The organism is Actinoplanes sp. NPDC020271 (assembly GCF_044388125.1).
Taxonomy (GTDB): domain Bacteria; phylum Actinomycetota; class Actinomycetes; order Mycobacteriales; family Micromonosporaceae; genus Actinoplanes.
The window spans coordinates 37,130-52,556 of record NZ_JBIRWQ010000035.1; the positions used below are offsets into that span (position 1 = coordinate 37,130).

Genomic DNA, 15,427 nt, shown 5'->3' on the forward strand with positions numbered 1-15,427 from the left:
ATCGTTTCGTTGGCACGCTTCGCCCCCACCCGGGCCGGGATCGTCAACCTGTGGGACTACCGGGACGAGGAGTTCCTGTTCGTCGACGGCTGGCTGGTGCTGCGCGGCCCGAACGGATCCGGCAAGACCAAGGCGCTGGAAGTGCTGTTCCCGTTCGTGCTGGACGGGCGGATCGAGCCGCGCCGGCTCAACCCGTTCGCCGGTGAGGACCGGACGATGAAGTCGAACCTGCTCTACCGGGGGCAGGAGTCTTCTTACGCCTACGTGTGGATGGAGTTCAGCGACGGCACGACGTTCGTGACGATCGGCATCGGGTTGCGGGCGCACAAACACAACGACCGGGTGACGCGCTGGCACTTCGTCGCCGACGGTCGCGTGGGTGTGGACCTGTCGCTGCTGGATGCCGACGACCGGCCGGTGTCGCGGCGGGATCTGATCGACGCGTTGGGGCCGGAATCGGTCAAGGACTCGGCCGATGAGTACCGGCATCTCGTCGACGCACGGCTGTTCGGGCTGGGTCCCGCTCGCTACGAGCAGCTCCTGGACCTGGTGCTGACGTTGCGCAAGCCGCAACTGGCCAAGGATCTGAACCCGGTCGAGTTGTCGCGCACGCTGCAGCGGGGCCTGCGGCCGGTGGAGGATCACCTGCTGGTCGAGGCGGCGCGCTCGTTCGACGACATGGAGGCGGTCGCCCGTACGCTCGAGGGGTTGATCGCGGCGGATGCCGCGACCGGCGCGTTCCTCGGCGTCTACGCGACCTACCTGCGCACGCACGCGCGGGCGGCGGCGGATGCGCTGACCGCGCGGCGGGAGGCCGTCGACGAGCGCCGGGACAAGCTGTCGGCGGACCGGCGGGAGGCGCTCGCCGCCGAGCAGGCGGCCGCGGTCGCGGAAACGGACCTCCGGGCGGCCGAGGGTGAGCCGGGCCGGTTGCGGGCGCATCTGGATCGGTTGAAGGGGTCGGCGGCGTACCGGTCGCACGAGCAGCTCGCCGATCTGGAACGGCACGTGCACGACCTGGGCGCGGCGGTCGTGCGGGCCGAGGCGGAGGTCGCCACCGAGCGGGACACGGCTGGGCGGCGACGATCGGAGTCGGTCAAGGCGGACGCGGAGGCGCGTGATGCGCGGGCGCGGGCCGGGCGGGTCGCCGGGGAGCTGGCGGCCGAGGCGGAGACCGGCGGGATCGAGTGGCGGGCCGGTGACGCCGAGCCGGACGGTCTGGACACGCGGCTGACGGCCCGGGTCGAAGCGCGGCGCACCGATGTGCGAGTCGTGCGAGGGCTGGCGGATCGGCTCGCGGACGCGGAGCGGGAGCACGGGCGGGCCGCGCAGGAGGACCGGGACGCCCGGGCCGCGGTGGACCAGGCGATCGGGGCGCAGGAGTCCGCGGCGGCGGCCCTCGACGCGGCAACCCGGGGGACGGCCGCGGCGGTGCACGCGTGGGGTGGCGAGCACTCGAGCCTGCTGTCCGATCTGGATCTGCCGGGTCTGGCCGCGGAGCTGGCCGCGACGATCACCGGCGAGTCCGGCGGGCCGGCCGATGACGAGCCTGCCGGAGCGAGCGGGCGGGGCGGTGACGAGCGCCCCGGATCGGCTGGGGACGCTCCGGGGCTGCGTGATCTGTTCGCGGCCCGGGTCGCTGGGCCGGCCGGGGCGATCCGGGACGAGCTGGCCGCGCTCACGGCAAGGGCCGGGCAGCTGACCACTGACCGGCAGGCGGTGGTGGACGAGCGGTCGGCGATCGCGGCCGAGCACGACGACGCTCCCCCGCCGTCGCCGACGCGTCCGGCGCCGCGCGCGGGCCGGGCCGGTGCCCCGCTGTGGCGCCTGGTCCGGTTCGCCGACGACCTGCCCGAGGCGGAGGCGGCCGGGATCGAAGCCGCGCTGCACGCCGCCGGGCTGCTCGACGCGTGGCTGCACCCGGAGCCGGACGAGGTCGCCGAGCAGGATGTCTACCTGCGAACTGGCACGCCTGCGCCGGGCGCCACGCTGGCCGCCGTGCTGGTTCCCGAGGATCAGGATCTGGTGCCCGCAGACCGGATCGTGGCCGCGCTGGGCGGGATCGCGCTCGGCGATCTGACCGGGCCGTCCGGGGTGACCGCGCAGGGCCGGTGGGCGCAGGGCAGCGGCACCGGCTACTTCGTCAAGGACCGGCCCGAGTTCATCGGGGCGACCGCCCGCGCCACCCGCCGCGCGGCCCGCATCGCCGACTGCGATCAGCGTGTGGCCGGCCTCGACACGGAGATCGCCGGCGTCGAACGGGAGCGAGGCGTTCGCCGCGCGACGCTGACCGCGATTGATCACGCTGGGGCGGCGTTGCCGTCGCGCGCCGCCATCGCGAAGGCCGAGCGTGCGGTGGATCAGAGCACAACCCTTCTGCGCGTACGGCGGGAAAGCGCCCACGAAGCCGCCGGAAGGCTCGACGCCGCCGTCGCGGAGCAGGCCGCGGCGGTGGCCGGGTTGCGTCGCGCGGTCGCCGAGCGATCCCTGCCGGTCGAGCGTCTGGAGACCGTCGGCGCGGCGGTCGACCGGTTCGAGCGGCTCGGCATCGAGGTGCGCCACGTGCACGAGTCGGCCGAGCGGGGCGAGTTGCTGGCGGCCGAGGCGGCGGAACGGCACACCGAAGCCGAGCTGCGGGTGGAGGCGGCGGCGCAGAACGCGCGGGAGGCGCAGGCCCGGCACGCGGAGAAGGACGAGGAGCTGCGCACGCTGTCCGCGGCGATCGGGGCGGAAGCCGCGCAGGTCCTCGCCGAGGTCGCGCAGACCGAGGTGGCGGTGGCGACGGCGGAGACGGCGCTGCGCCGTGCCCGGGAGGCCTACACCGCGGCCGACCGCCGGCTGGTCGGCGCCCAGGAGCGGGTACGGGTCGGCGAGGAGTCCGTGCGGGAGGCGGCCGGGGAGGCTCGGCGCGAGGCGGTGCGGCTCAGGCCGTACGCCCAATCGGATCTTCTGGGTCTGATGCGCTGCCCGGTGACGCTGCGCTGGCCGGTGACCGATGACGCGGAGGTTGATCTGTCGCCGGAGGTGGTGGCGCTGCACGAGGCGATCCTGGCCGCGACGCGCGATCTGTCGCCGACCGAGACGTCGCTGAAGCAGTCGGCGACGCGGCTGACGACGGCACTGACCGAGTTGCAGGCGCAACTCCCGGCGGCCGGTCTGGATCATCGGCCGGAGTGGGACACCGACGAGGGTGTCATCGTGGTGCGGGTCGCCGACGAGCAGGGATTGACGCCGGTCGCGCACTTCGCCGAACGGATCGCCGGTGAGCGCCGTGATCAGGAGCAGCTGCTGACCGAGGCGGAGCAGCGGGTGTTCGAGGACGCGCTGCTGGGCTCGCTGGCCGGGCAGATCCACCGGCGCACGATCGAGGCGCGGGACCTGGTCGACGCGATGGACACACAGATGCGGGCACGGCGGATGTCGTCGGGGTTGACCGTCGGGGTCGGGTGGCGGCTCTCCGACGATCTGGACCCGGAGCAGCGTGAGGTGTGCAAACTGCTGGAGCGTGATCCGGCGCGGCTCGGGCCGGGGCAGTTGACGACGTTACGGCGGCACTTCGCGTCGCGGATCAAGACGGCGCGGGCGCAGGCGCCGGAGAAGCCGTACCGGGAGTTGCTGGCCGAGGTGCTCGATTACCGGCAGTGGCGGGTGTTCGCGTTCGCGCTGCACCGGCCGGGTGGGAGCACCGAGCCGCTGACCCGGGCCCGGCACAGTCAGCTCTCCGGTGGTGAGCAGTCGGTCTCGCTGCACCTGCCGTTGTTCGCGGCGGCGAACGCGTTGTTCGGATCGGCGCGGCCGGACGCGCCGCGGCTGCTCGGTCTCGACGAGGCGTTCGCCGGGGTCGACGACAACGGCCGCGGTGAGCTGATGTCCCTGGCCAAGCAGTTCGACCTGGATCTGTTCATGACCGGGTACGACCTGTGGGCCACACACCCGGCGGTGACCGGTTGTGCCCACTACGACCTGTCGCACTCCACGGTGGAGCACACGGTCTCGACGGTGCTGCTGGTCTGGGACGGCAAGATGAACGTCGCCGACTTCGACGGGACCCTGGCGCGGGCCTTGGGATCGCCGGAGACCCGCCGTGCCGCCGGTTGATCAGGATCCGGGCTGGCGGCGACTGCTGGCCGCGGCCCGGCGCAGCCTGGAACGCACCGGTGGCAGCCTCGAGGGGTCGGTGTCGCTGACCGCGCCCGGCGACGCCGAACGGCTGGTCGTGATCGGGGTGACGGGGGTGCACCGGCCGGCCGGGGTCGCGCGGGTCAGCGTGCGGCTGGCCGACGTCGACGCGTTCCTGCGCTCGGCCCATGGGGTCAGCCTGGCCGAGGCGGTCGGTCCGTTCCGCAACCGGCCCGGGGAACGCGCCCGGGAGGCGGTCGGGCGGGATGCGGTCCTCGCCCTGGCCGCGGGGAGCCGGCATGCCGAACAGCCCTGGTACCTCGACTGGCTGGAGAGGATGCGCCGGGACGGCACGCTGACCCGGATCGTCCGTGGTGGCCTGCCGTTCGGCGAGGTCGTGGCGGTGCTGGATGCGCTCCCGGCCGAGGCCGAGCCGATGCCGGTCTTCGCCGAACGCATCCTTGGGGACACCAAGGCGCTCGCCGACGGGCCGGCCCGCGGGCTCGTGCTGCGGGCCCTGGCCGCATGGCACGACGTGCCGGTGCCGGGCGGCGCCGAGCCGGAACGGGCGCTGTGGGAACTGGCCGGGGTGGTGCCCGACGACCTGGCCAGCCAGGTCCTCGTGCTGAACCTGCCGGCGGCGGGTGGCCTGCTCGGTGGCTGGCTGAGCGGGGCGGCGGGTGCGCACGTGCCGTTCCGGGTCACGCTGCACCAGCTGCGGCTGTCGTCCCTGGTGCTGGACGTGCCGGAGATCTTCGTGTGCGAGAACCCGGCGGTGCTGCGGGCGATGGCCGGGCGGGCGACCGCGCCCCTGGTGTGCACCGAGGGGGTGCCGTCGGTGGCGGTGCACCGGCTGCTGGAGGCGGCCGGGCCGGACACCCTGATCCGGTGGCGCAACGACTTCGACTGGGCCGGGGTGCGGTTGACGGCGGCGGCCATGAACCGTTATCCGACGGCGGTGCCGTGGCGGATGAGCGCCGCCGTCTACTCGGAGGCCGTGGCCACCGGCGGTGCGCTGATCGGCACGCCGGCGGCGACGCCGTGGGACCCGGAGCTGGCGGAGCTGATGCGGCGCCACGGCCGGTCGGTCATGGAGGAGCGCCTTCTCGACACCCTTGCCGGCGACCTGGTGGGATGCAGCGGGCGCGGGCCGGTCAGCGGCGCTTGACGAGGCGGCGGAACCAGGCGGCGGCGGTCAGCCAGACGGCTTTGAGCAGGGTGGTTCCCGTGAGCAGGGTTTCGCCGGCGCAGGCGGAGGCGCGGTCGAGCACCAGCAGGGCACGGGCCAGGTCCTCCGGGTCGTCGCGCAGGCGCCACAGGACCTCGGCCTGTTCCCAGGCCATGGCGCGGGTGGTGCGGACCAGGATGCGCTGGCTCCAGTCGTCGAGGTCGCCGACGCAGCGGTCGATCTCGAGTTGCCAGGCGGTGGCGAAGCGGCGGCGCAACAGCGGGATCTGCTGGTAGAAGATCTTGTTCACCAGCAGGTAGTCGGGGTGCTGCGGGCCGTCGCCGGGGTACCCGAGGCGTTCCCAGGTGGCGACCACGGCCAGGGCGAGGTCGTGGTTGATGTGGGCGTTGACGCCCAGGACGGCGGCGTCCATGGCGGTGACGGTGTCGTCGTGAGCGCGGCGGAACAGGACCTCCCACGCGCCGGCCGGGTTGGCGCCGGTGACGCCCCACGTGCCGAGGGCCTTGAAGTAGAGGCGGGCGAATTCGACGTCGAGGGTTTCCAGCCAGTGCGGGTCGGTGACGTCGGGGCCGGTGAGGCTGTCGGCGACCTGCTCGGTGATCGTCAGGTAGAGGGTGTTGAACGCGGCGACCCGATTGTTGCCGGGGCTCGGCGGCAGAGAATCAAGAATTTCCTGTACGTTCCCGATCCGTTCAATGACACCGGCGATGTCCTCGGGCGGGGTCGCGACCATGGCCAGCATCTCCCGCTGGGCGGGCGCCCAGTCGTGCGCGGCGGCGGTCACCGCGCGGGCGAGGCGTTGCCGGCCGTCGGCGAGGGCGACGGCACTGGACTGCGCTCGGGCTCGGTCGAAGTTCACGCAGACATCGTGAACGCTCACCGGGCGTACGGGAAACTATGTTTCTTTGTCCGATGACCGACGTATCACCATGCCATTCGGATATTCCCGATAATTTCCTGTCCTTTCGGTTCGGGGAAAAGTCCATCCACCGTTGCGATGTTTCAAGGGCCGTTCGGGCGATACGGGCAAAGATCTTCGTACCGACCTCGGTTCAGTACAGTGCCCTTCCTGATCACGCGTGCCACGGTTGTCGCGGCTGAACATGATTTGTCGGAACGGAGCTAGGCAGTGAATATCGAGACGGCCCTCAAGGAAGCCATGTCCATCGAGGGCGCCATCGGCGTCGCGCTGGTGGATTACACCAGCGGACTGACGCTGGGTGTGCTCGGCGGCGGGCAGATCATGGACATGAACATCGCGGCGGCGGGCAACACCGACGTGATCCGCGCCAAGGTTCGCACCCTGAACATGCTCGGCCTGCAGGACGGCATCGAGGACATCCTGATCACCCTCGACACCCAGTACCACCTGATCCGCCTCCTGCAGAACAAGCGCAACGGCGACGCGTTCTTCCTGTACCTGTCGCTGCAGAAGGACCGGGCGAACCTGGGCCTGGCGCGTCACCAGCTGCGCAAGATCGAGGCGGACCTCGACGTATGACGACCATCGAGGAGCAGCACGTCCTCGCTGAGCTCACTCGTCTGCGTGTGCAGGTCCCGGGCGTGCTCGGGTGTGTCGTGGCCGGCGTCGACGGCCTGCTCATGCTCTACGACACCACGACCGGAACCGAGCCGCACGACGTGGCGGCGCTGGCGGCGGGCGCGCACGGGATCAGCCGTACGACCGGGGCGGTCCTGTCACAGGGCGGGTTCTCCGACGTGACGATCCACAACCAGAACGGCTACCTGTCGGTGTACGCGATCGGTGAGCTGGCGCTGCTGGTCGTGATCGGCGACGGGCAGCTCAACATCGCCCGGCTGCACCTGGAGGCGCGGCCGGTCACCAACCGGCTGGCCGAGATGCTGAACGTGCGGCCCGCGCACCACATGTGAGTGTGCCGGTACCCGGCCCTCCGTATTCCGACGGGTCATGACTGTTGCCGAGCGCGCCGGCCGGCGGGGCGTGCTCGGCCGGACCGGCGTCCTGCGATCGAGCAGCGGGGCGCCGGCCGCCGGACTCGACGGCGTCTCCGGCAGCAGCGCGCGGCCCGGTTCTGATCGGGTCGCGCTGTTCCACGGTCGTGGCTGTGCCCTGCGTGACGTTTCACCGCGGGACAGAACCCGGGTCCAGGCGCGCCCGGCCGAGCCGGTGGACAGGTTCACAGCATGGCCGGAGCTGCCGTGTTTCATACATTTAAGGTTATTTAAGGTTAAGCAGTAGCACGGGCCTGAGCTGGGGAAACGCGCGGTTGATCGCGCTGCGTGCCGTTGACCGGCACATCGACGCGAGCGTAATTGTTAACTGCCTTACCAATCCCCCTCTCTCGGCAAGGGAGACCCCCCGTGAAACGCTCCCGCATCCTCGCCGTCACCACCTCGGCACTGGTCGTCGCGACGCTCGGCGTCCTCGGCATCACCAGCGCCTCGGCGGCCAGCGCCGGCACCGTCACGAGCTCGCTCAACGGCAAGTGCCTGGACGTCACCGACGGCTCGACCGCCAACGGCAACCCGCCCCAGCTCTGGGACTGCGTCGCCGGCAGCAGCAACCAGACCTGGACCTTCGCCGACAACGGCACGGTCCAGGGCAAGGGCAAATGCCTCGACGTCGCCAACAACGCGACCACCGACGGCGCAGCCGTGCACCTCTGGGACTGCTACGACACCGTGACCAGCCAGAAGTGGACGCTCAGTGCGGCCGGCACCCTGGTCAACACGGCGTCCGGCAAGTGCCTCGACGTCAAGGACAAGAGCACCGCCAACGGTGCCAAGCTGCAGATCTGGTCGTGCACCGGCACGCCCAACCAGAAGTGGACCATCGGCGGCTCCTCGACGCCGACCACTCCCCCGGCCACCGGCGGCCCCGGCATCAAAGCCGTCGCGCCCTACTACTACACCGGCTGGGGCAACCCGCCGAACCTGACCACGGTCACCACCACGACCGGCGTCAAATGGTTCACCATGGCGTTCATCCTCAACAGCGGCACCTGCGACCCGAAGTGGGACGGCTCGCGCGCGCTGACCGGTGGCGCCGACCAGACCGCGATCAACACCATCCGGGCCAACGGCGGTGACGTCGTCGTCTCGTTCGGCGGGGCGGCCGGGCCGTGGCTCGAACACACCTGCTCCAGCGCCTCGGCACTGGCGGCGGCGTACCAGAAGGTGATCAACGCGTACGGGCTCAAGGCCATCGACATCGACATCGAGGGCACGCCGTACAACAGCGCCACCGACCAGCAGAAGACCGTCGACGCGTTGAAGACCGTCAAGGCCAACAACCCGGGCATCACCACCTACATCACCCTGGGCAGCGGCACCGGCGGGCCCGACGCGTCACTGATCAACCGGGCGGCCGCGGCCGGCCTCGTCGTCGACGGCTGGGGCATCATGACCTTCGACTGGGGCAACACCACCGGTAACCAGGGCCAGCTCACGATCCAGGCCGCCGACGGGCTGAAGAACAAACTGAAGACGGCGTACGGGTGGTCGGACGCCGACGCGTACCAGCACGTGGGCATCTCGTCGATGAACGGCATCACCGACGAGAACGCGACAGTGACCCTGGCCGACATGCAGACCATCACCGCGTACGCCCAGCAGCACACCATCGCCCGGCTGACGTTCTGGTCGCTGAACCGGGACCGGCAGTGCCCGGGCGCGTACCCGAACGACGACACGTGCAGCGGCGTGTCCCAGTCCGCGTACCAGTTCACGAAGATCATCGGCGCCTACCGGGGCTGATCCGCCCGACCCGGCCTCGCGGGCGGTGCACGCCGCCGCCCGCGAGTCGTGCGCGCCGAACGGGAACGACTCCGTCGTGGTACGGCGACCCGCGTGCCGGACACGCGTTTCGCGTTCTCCGGATCCGCGGTCAGCACACCGGCCGTGCCGCGAGGCAACCACGGCACGAACGGCTGCCAGGCGGTCACTGCGCCTGCCCTTGGGTGCTGCAGGGCCGGCCCGGGTAGACCGAGCCGGCGGCGCCGTCGGCGACGATCGTGCCGTCGGTGCAGCAGCGCACCCACGACTATGTGCGGCACGGCACCACCAACCTGTTCGCCGCGTTGAACGTGAACACCGGCGAAGTTGTCGGCGACTGCGTGCCCAGCCGTAACGGGCCTGCGTTCCTGGCCTTCCTGAAGAAGGCCGTCGCCCCGCACGCCGGCCGTGAGGTCCATGTCGTGCTGGACAACCTGTCCACCCACACCACCCCTGACGTCCGGGCCTGGCTGGCCGCGAACCCGAACGTGCACTTCCATTTCACGCCGAAAGGCTCTAGCTGGCTGAATCAGATCGAGACCTGGTTCGGCATCATCACCCGTCAGGCCATCCGCCGCGGCACCTTCGCCTCCGTGCAGATCCTCGTCCGAACCATCCGGGCCTACATCGTCTCCTGGAACACCAATCCGCGACCGTTCCAGTGGACCGCGACCGCCGACCAGATCCTGGCCAAGGTCAGGCTCGTCCAACTCAACATCAAGAAGCTCGTCGCGAACAACTCGCAGTAATCGATCAACATCATGATGAACTAGTCGACCTGCTGCCTGGCGGGGCCGTGATGACGGTTCGCCTCGGCGGGCGGGACGGGTCGGTCCGCGTCGTGGGACGATCGAGCCGCCCGGATGTCATCGGCGTGGTGGCGGACCCACAAGGCGAGTTTCACCACCTGTGGTGCTGCCTGAATGCCGAGGTCCGTCAAGGCGTACGAGGTCTGGATCGGCACGGTGGCGGTCACCGAGCGCTGAACAAAGCCGTCGCGGGTGAGGTTACGCAGGGTCTGCGACAACATCTTCTCGCTGACGCCCTCGATGGTGCCGAGCAGCTCCGCAAAGCGGTGCGGCCGCACCAGCAGCGCGCCCAATATTAGAACGGCCCAGCGGCTCGTGAGGGCGTCGAAGACCGGCCGGCCCTCACAGTCGTCGGCGAAGACCTCCGGTGACAAAACCGACTCGCGCATCGGACGACCTTACCCGAAAGTGCGTTCTTCTCGCCCCTGAGCTGCCCGGATAGCGTCGTCGTCACATTCTTGGACGGGAGAGCTGCAATGACGACGTACGTGATGGTTGCCGGTGCCGGACTCGGTGGCTGGGCATGGCACAAGGTGCGCCGGCTACTCGAAGCCGAGGGGCACAGCGTGCACACGCCGAGCCTGACCGGAGAGGGTGATCGAGTCCATCTGCTGAACGCGAGCGTCGACTTGGAGACGCACGTCGACGACGTGACGAACATCTTGACGTACGACGATCTGAAAGACGTGGTGCTGGTCGGCCACAGCTACGGCGGAGTCGTCGTCACCGGTGTGGCGGACCGGGTCCCCGACCGCGTCGCGCGGCTGGTCTACCTCGACGCGCCCATGGGCCTGTCGCACACCGAGATGTTCCCTCCCGCGGCCGACCCGGACCAGTTTCCCCGCCGGGTCGTGGACGGGGTGGAGTTGATGGTGTTCCCGAGTGAGGACCTTGTGGCGTTCTACGGCATCACCGATCCGCGCGAGGTCACGTGGACCTTGGCACGCATGACCCCACACCCGTGGCGAGCCTCCGAGCAGCGGCTCGTCCTGCGTGATCAGGCCGCGCTCGAGGCGGTGCCGCGCCGGCACATTGTCGCCGCCCGGACCGTGGAGATGGGGTCGCACGCCGGGTTACCGGCCGACGAGCGACAGGATGGCCGGTACTTCGAAATCAACGGCCCGCACGCGCTCATGGTCACCCACCCCGAAGCCGTCGCGGCATTGTTGAGCAAAGACCCGCTCCCCGCGAACAACACCAAGTAAGTCGATCAGCGTCACGATGCACTAGCCGATGGTGGTGACGGCGTCGACGTTGAAGCACGGGCCCCGGTTGACGAACGTGACGGTGTGGGTGCCGGGGGCGGTCCACGTCAGGGTGTAGACGATGCCACGGTTGCGGGTCACGCCGTTGCGCAGGTTGATCGTGCCGAACTTGGCACCGTCGACATACACGTCGACCGCACCCGTGGTCTTGTCGCGGGTGCCGATCAGGCCGATCGAGCGGCCCGTGAACGCGTACGAGACGGCCGCACCCCGCGACGTCGTGGACTGCTCGCTGCCGCCCAGGCGGGTGGAACCCTTGACCGTGGACCAGGCCCCCGTGTAGGTGCCGCCACGCAGGTTCAGGGTCGCGGTGTTCCAGCCGCCCACGACCGTACCGGAATGTCCGAGGTTGTCGTCGACGGCGAGTTGCCAGCGGGTCCTGACTCCGGGCTTGACCGTCGCGTCGATCCTGCGGACGGTGGTGCCGATCGTGGTGAACGCGCCCGAGTCCCGCGCGACGCGCTGCTGCGCGACACCGTTCGGGTCGGTCAGTCCCCAGCTCACCGACACCGGGACCGAGGCCGGGCCGACGGTCTCTCCGGCGCGCAGGCCGGCGATCGGTGCGGGAGTGCCGGCCGGGGCGCTGCCGTCGACGGTCACCGTGACCGTGCCGGTCCGGCTGGTGTTGCCGAACGGGTCGGTGGCGACGGCCTGCAGCGTGTGCCGGCCGTCCGGGATCGTCACGGTGGCCGAGGTCGCGGTCCCCGCTGCGGTGGCCACGGCCGAGCCGTCCAGCAGTACGGTCACCGACGTGACCCCGGTGTCGTCGGTGACCGGCGTCCACGTGACCGTGGCCCGGGAACTGGTCAGCGACGCCGACGGCGTCGGGCTGAGCAGATCAAAAGCGGACGGCGCCCGCGTGTCGGTGACCCCGTCGACGGTCACCGGCAGGCCCGCCGCGGTGGCCGCGCCGGTGCGGATGCTGATCGTGCCGGCCGGGTCGTTCCAGCCTTCGCCGGGACGCAGCACCGGCATGGCCGGGTGATACGACACCAGTTGATGCTCGTGCGCGTAGCTGCCGTCCATCGCGGTGTCGAGGAACCGCACCGCGAGCCCGGTGCCGGCGCCGGACAACGGCTGGTCGAGGCGGCCGCCGTCGCGGTACTCCAGGTAGTACGTGCGGGTCCCGGACCGGTAGGTCACCTGCCGCAGCCCGGTCCCGCCGGAGAGCGGCGCCAGCACGACCGGCTGCCCGGCGGTCACCGGCGCGGTGCCGCCGGAACCGAGCACGCCGAGCTGGTCCAGGTGCGCCGCGGTCAGCTCGCCGGTGGCGCGGCCACCCATGATGTCCCACGGGTCGGCGTACACCTCGGGCTGACAATTGCCGGACAGCGGGACCGGGTCGGAGCGGGCGTCGTCGGACCAGCAGTGGTATCCGTCGCTGTGCCGCAGACCCAGGTTGTGGCCGAGTTCGTGCCCGAGCACGTGCGTGCTGGTGTAACCGTTCAACCAGACGAAACCACCGCTGCCGACATAGCCGAGGCCCGCGAAACCGCACGACCTCTCGGGCGGGAAGTAGGCGACGACGTGGTGGAACCGGTCCGTGGCAACTCCGGCGACGGCGCGCGCGGCCGTTTCGACGGCGTCGGTGTCACAACCGGTCGCGACGATCTGCTGCGGGGCGGTGACCTTGTCGAGGGTGAAGCGGATCGCGCCCGCGGTCACGGTGTCGTAATACGCGTCGACGCCGGTGGTGGCCGCGGCGAAGACCGCCGCGGAGGGCAGCGCCGAGGCGTCCGCGCCGGCCTGCCAGAAAACCGGCACGAACACCAGGTGGTGCGTTCCGGTCACGCTTTCGTTCGAAGCGATCGCCGTACGGCCGTGAATCCGCTCGACCGCCCCGTCCGCCCCGGCCGTGACCGTCACCGTGGATCCCTCGCCGATACCCCGCGCCAGGGTTTCCGGGACGTCGAGCGTGGTGCCGGGCTCGGTGGCGACGGTGGTCCGCACGACCTCCGGGCCCGCCGGGAACGTGTCGAGGACAGCGCGATGCAGGATCCCGGTGACGGTGGTCTCCGTCGGTGCGGCGTGCGCGGCGGCCGGAGTGGCGAGCAGCAGAGCCGCGCCGAGCAGCGCTGACGGGAGCCGGATCATGGCCGCCACCATCGGCGTACGCGCAAAGCTCTTGAGGGATTCGGGTCGCTCAGCCGGTCAGCGGCTGTCGACGAAGGTGCGCACCGAGCGCAGGGCGTAGTGGGCGCGCGACTTGATCGTCCCGATCGGCACGCCCAGCCGCCGGGCCGCCTCGCCCGGGCTGCGGCCGTGCACATACAGCTCGGCGAGCACCCGCCGGTGCGGCGTGCTCAGGTTGCCGATCGCGGTCCGCAGCGCGTCGACGGCCATCACGGTCGCTGACGTGTCGTCCGGGCCCGGTTCGATCACGTCGCCGAGGCCGACCTCGGACGGCCGCGCGTGTTTGCGCCGGACAGCGTCGATGGCGATGTTGCGGGCGACCGTGAACAGCCAGCGCCGGGTGTGTTCGGGCTCGGTGGGGAGTGCGTCGAGGTGCCCCCAGGCCCGGATCATCGTCTCCTGCAGGAGGTCTTCGGCACTGAACCGGTTACCCGCGGTGAACCCGGACAGGAAGCCGAGGAGGTCACGCGCGTATCGGTGGTGCAGGTCGGTCAGGCGGTCGTCTCTCACGCCGGCCACCCTGCTCGCCGGAACACGCACTTCGCGCCCGTACGGGGTACTGGTGGCGAAGTCCCGTGGTTGTCCCGTGTCAACCCCACGTATACGGGTTCTCGGGGTTCAATGCCCTACCCGTGACGTCGCCTATTGACGGTGCGTGACGAGCTGTCCAAGGATCGATCACGTGTTGCGGGGGCGGAATCGTGAGCAGGCGGCGCTGGCCGGCCTGTTGCAGGCGACCCGGGGTGGTCGCAGTGGTGTGCTGGTGGTGGTCGGCGAGGCCGGGATCGGCAAGTCGGCGTTGCTGGACGCGGCGGTCGAGAGCGCGAAAGGCCTGCGGATCGCGCGGGTGGCCGGGGTCGAGTCGGAGATGGAGCTGCCGTTCGCGGCGCTGCAGCGGCTGTGCGGCCCGGTGCTCGATCACCTGGACCGGCTGCCGGCGCCGCAGCGGGAAGCCCTGGAGATGACGTTCGGGCTGCGCGGGGTTGCGGCGCCGGAGCCGTTCTTCGTCGGGCTGGCGGTGCTGACGCTGCTGGCCGAGGTGGCGACCGAGCGTCCGCTGTTCTGCGTGGTCGACGACGCGCAGTGGCTGGATCAGGCGTCGGCGCAGACGCTGGCGTTCGTGGCGCGGCGGTTGCACGCCGAGTCGGTCGTCATGGTCTTCGCGACGCGGGAGAGCGACAGTTCGGGCCGGTTGCCGGAGCTGCCGGTCGCCGGGCTGTCCGAGAGGGACGCGCGGGAACTGCTGGAGTCGGTGGTCCGCTGGCCGCTGGACGCCGACGTGCGGAGTGCGCTGCTGGCCGAGGCGCGGGGCAATCCGCTGGCTCTGCTGGAGTTGCCGCTGAGCTGGTCGCCGGCGCGGCTGGCCGGTGGGTTCGGGCTGGCGCAGGGGCACGGCCGGATCGAGGAGAGCTTCCTGCGCCGCATCGACGAGCTGCCGGCCGAGGCGCGGCTGCTGCTGTTGCTGGCCGCCGCGGACCCGGTCGGTGACGCGTTCCTGCCGCGGCGGGCGGCGGCGCATCTGGGGCTGGGTCCGGAGGCCGGTGACCCGCTGCACGCGGCGGGGCTGTTGCAGATCCGGTCGCGGGTGGTGTTCCGGCACACGCTGGTGCGGTCGGCGGTCTACGGTGCGGCGTCGTCGGCGAACCGGCGCCGGGTGCACGCCGCGCTGGCCGAGGCCACGTCGCGGGAGGCGGACCCGGACCGGCACGCGTGGCATCGGGCGTATGCGACGGCCGGCACCGACGAGACGGTCGCCGCCGAGCTGGTCGCCTCCGCGGACCGGGCGCAGGACCGGGGTGGGCTGGCCGCGGCGGCGGCGTTCCTGGCGCGGGCCGCGGAGCTGACCGGCGACCCGGGGTCCGGCGACCCGGGGTTGCGGGCCGACCGCGAGTTGCTGGCCGCCCGCGCCAAGTACCGGGCCGGTGCCCCGGACGCGGCCGCGGCGCTGCTGGCCGGGGCGGACCTGGGCCCGGCGGACGAGCTGCGCCGGGCGATGATCAGCCTGTTGCGGGGGCAGATGGCGTTCGCGTCGGCGACCCGCAGCGCCGAGGCGCCGGGGCTGCTGGTCGACACCGCGCACCGGCTGGAGTCGCTGCGCACGGTGCTGCGCGACTGAGAACAACCACCCCGCATTGCGCCCGCCGGCGTCGAGAGCT

Annotated in this window: 11 protein-coding genes and 1 pseudogene; 8 read left to right on the top strand and 4 right to left on the bottom strand. The window is 71.3% G+C overall.

The features are described from left to right. Nucleotides 1–9: 9 nt before the first annotated feature. The gene (locus ACH442_RS42855; protein ID WP_396343906.1) at nucleotides 10–4,098 is read left to right on the top strand and encodes a TIGR02680 family protein; all 4,089 of its coding nucleotides are present in this window, start codon (nucleotides 10–12) and stop codon (nucleotides 4,096–4,098) included. Further along, the gene (locus ACH442_RS42860; protein WP_396343907.1) at nucleotides 4,085–5,287 is read left to right on the top strand and encodes a TIGR02679 domain-containing protein; all 1,203 of its coding nucleotides are present in this window, start codon (nucleotides 4,085–4,087) and stop codon (nucleotides 5,285–5,287) included. Before ACH442_RS42855 ends, ACH442_RS42860 begins: the two co-directional genes overlap by 14 nt. Here ACH442_RS42860 and ACH442_RS42865 read toward each other — a convergent pair. Next, nucleotides 5,274–6,167 carry a DUF5995 family protein gene (locus ACH442_RS42865; protein ID WP_396343908.1) on the bottom strand — a complete coding sequence of 298 codons (894 nt, stop codon included), beginning with the start codon at nucleotides 6,165–6,167 and terminating at the stop codon, nucleotides 5,274–5,276. The genes ACH442_RS42860 and ACH442_RS42865 overlap by 14 nt on opposite strands. Before the next feature lie 300 nt (nucleotides 6,168–6,467). Between ACH442_RS42865 and ACH442_RS42870 the strand changes: the two genes are divergently transcribed. The 4 genes and pseudogenes from ACH442_RS42870 to ACH442_RS42885 all read left to right on the top strand — a co-directional run. Further along, entirely contained in the window at nucleotides 6,468–6,809 is a 342-nt protein-coding gene (locus ACH442_RS42870) for a hypothetical protein (RefSeq protein ID WP_203753601.1), read from the top strand. Then, nucleotides 6,806–7,201 carry a roadblock/LC7 domain-containing protein gene (locus ACH442_RS42875; protein WP_396343909.1) on the top strand — a complete coding sequence of 132 codons (396 nt, stop codon included), beginning with the start codon at nucleotides 6,806–6,808 and terminating at the stop codon, nucleotides 7,199–7,201. Before ACH442_RS42870 ends, ACH442_RS42875 begins: the two co-directional genes overlap by 4 nt. Before the next feature lie 450 nt (nucleotides 7,202–7,651). Continuing rightward, nucleotides 7,652–9,046: a ricin-type beta-trefoil lectin domain protein gene (locus ACH442_RS42880; protein ID WP_396343910.1), complete on the top strand. Its 1,395-nt coding sequence runs from the start codon at nucleotides 7,652–7,654 to the stop codon at nucleotides 9,044–9,046. A gap of 272 nt (nucleotides 9,047–9,318) precedes the next feature. Beyond that, nucleotides 9,319–9,813: pseudogene (locus ACH442_RS42885) on the top strand (IS630 family transposase); the annotation flags it as partial. 20 nt (nucleotides 9,814–9,833) lie between these two features. On the opposite strand, the gene ACH442_RS42890 reads toward ACH442_RS42885, so the two are convergent. Continuing rightward, nucleotides 9,834–10,262: a winged helix-turn-helix transcriptional regulator gene (locus ACH442_RS42890; RefSeq protein ID WP_396343911.1), complete on the bottom strand. Its 429-nt coding sequence runs from the start codon at nucleotides 10,260–10,262 to the stop codon at nucleotides 9,834–9,836. Nucleotides 10,263–10,349: 87 nt separating this feature from the next. On the opposite strand from ACH442_RS42890, the gene ACH442_RS42895 reads away from it, so the two are divergent. Further along, entirely contained in the window at nucleotides 10,350–11,078 is a 729-nt protein-coding gene (locus ACH442_RS42895; protein ID WP_396343913.1) for an alpha/beta fold hydrolase, read from the top strand. Between the two features lie 21 nt (nucleotides 11,079–11,099). Here the strand turns inward: ACH442_RS42895 and ACH442_RS42900 are convergent, their stop codons facing one another. Together ACH442_RS42900 and ACH442_RS42905 are read right to left on the bottom strand one after the other, a co-directional pair. After that, nucleotides 11,100–13,232 carry a hypothetical protein gene (locus tag ACH442_RS42900; RefSeq protein ID WP_396343914.1) on the bottom strand — a complete coding sequence of 711 codons (2,133 nt, stop codon included), beginning with the start codon at nucleotides 13,230–13,232 and terminating at the stop codon, nucleotides 11,100–11,102. A 57-nt stretch (nucleotides 13,233–13,289) separates the two neighbouring features. Then, nucleotides 13,290–13,781 (bottom strand): sigma-70 family RNA polymerase sigma factor, encoded by a 492-nt coding sequence (locus tag ACH442_RS42905; RefSeq protein WP_396343915.1) that lies wholly within the window; start codon nucleotides 13,779–13,781, stop codon nucleotides 13,290–13,292. A 172-nt stretch (nucleotides 13,782–13,953) separates the two neighbouring features. On the opposite strand from ACH442_RS42905, the gene ACH442_RS42910 reads away from it, so the two are divergent. Further along, the gene (locus ACH442_RS42910; protein ID WP_396343916.1) at nucleotides 13,954–15,387 is read left to right on the top strand and encodes an AAA family ATPase; all 1,434 of its coding nucleotides are present in this window, start codon (nucleotides 13,954–13,956) and stop codon (nucleotides 15,385–15,387) included. Nucleotides 15,388–15,427: the final 40 nt, after the last annotated feature.